The sequence below is a fragment of the Streptococcus infantis genome, assembly GCF_047465035.1.
GTDB lineage: Bacteria > Bacillota > Bacilli > Lactobacillales > Streptococcaceae > Streptococcus > Streptococcus infantis_T.
The window spans coordinates 1-598 of record NZ_JASHAQ010000057.1 but is presented as its reverse complement, the minus strand read 5'-3'; the positions used below and the strand labels follow the sequence as shown (position 1 = coordinate 598).

Here is a 598-nt window from a genome sequence, read left to right as displayed (position 1 = left end):
TTTAAGCCGTTTCTATCAAAATCTTACAGAAGACATTGTTAGAGCTAAAAACCGTCTACACAAGGTCTTACAAGTCACCTTTCCTGAATTGGAAAATCTCTTATCCACACCAACTGGAGAGCAATATGGGAATTTAGTGATGGCTTTTCCATGCAAAGAGTTTGTATTAAACCTATCTCAAAATAAATTGTGTAAGATTATCCGTCAATCTACCTCCAAACGAATCTCTGAAAAGCGTATTGCTTATCTGACTGATAAACTTATAAAACTCGCTAAACAATCTTTTTGTGCGGTCAAGAAAATCTCCCCAATGCTTGAAGAGGTTCGTTACTATGCTCAAGAATTGCTTCGTCTTTCTGAGCACAGACAGGTTGTCTTAGACGACATGGTAGCTCTAGCTCAGCCTTTACCAGAGTATGACATCTTACGATCAATTCCTGGCATCGCAGAAACCACAGCGACATCTATCACTGGCGAATTGGGAGATATTCGTCGCTTTCAGTCTACCAATCAAATCAACGCTTTTATTGGCATTGACCTGAGACACTATGAATCTGGGAACTTTCTCGCCAAGGAACACATTACTAAGCGAGGTAAT

At 39.8% G+C, this 598-nt stretch carries 1 protein-coding gene; it reads left to right on the top strand.

The window, feature by feature from the left end; genetic code table 11:
* Window positions 1-598: transposase (locus tag QM406_RS10070; RefSeq protein WP_414274128.1), on the top strand; the 598-nt coding region annotated here is incomplete at both ends.